This window comes from Staphylococcus sp. AC872 (assembly GCF_979255425.1).
In genome coordinates this window covers 1-536 of the sequence record NZ_CEEDKW010000032.1, presented here as the reverse complement: position 1 = coordinate 536, position 536 = coordinate 1, and the positions used below count along the sequence as shown (strand labels likewise).

At 50.6% G+C, this 536-nt stretch carries 1 protein-coding gene; it reads left to right on the top strand.

Annotation, left to right across the window (positions count from 1 at the left end; all coding sequences use genetic code 11):
* Positions 1-536: class A beta-lactamase (gene bla, locus ACZ267_RS12785; RefSeq protein ID WP_463680338.1), on the top strand; the 536-nt coding region annotated here is incomplete at both ends.

Here is a 536-nt window from a genome sequence, read left to right as displayed (position 1 = left end):
ACAGAAAAGCATCTTACGGATGGCATGACAGTAAGAGAATTATGCAGTGCTGCCATAACCATGAGTGATAACACTGCGGCCAACTTACTTCTGACAACGATCGGAGGACCGAAGGAGCTAACCGCTTTTTTGCACAACATGGGGGATCATGTAACTCGCCTTGATCGTTGGGAACCGGAGCTGAATGAAGCCATACCAAACGACGAGCGTGACACCACGATGCCTGTAGCAATGGCAACAACGTTGCGCAAACTATTAACTGGCGAACTACTTACTCTAGCTTCCCGGCAACAATTAATAGACTGGATGGAGGCGGATAAAGTTGCAGGACCACTTCTGCGCTCGGCCCTTCCGGCTGGCTGGTTTATTGCTGATAAATCTGGAGCCGGTGAGCGTGGGTCTCGCGGTATCATTGCAGCACTGGGGCCAGATGGTAAGCCCTCCCGTATCGTAGTTATCTACACGACGGGGAGTCAGGCAACTATGGATGAACGAAATAGACAGATCGCTGAGATAGGTGCCTCACTGATTAAGCA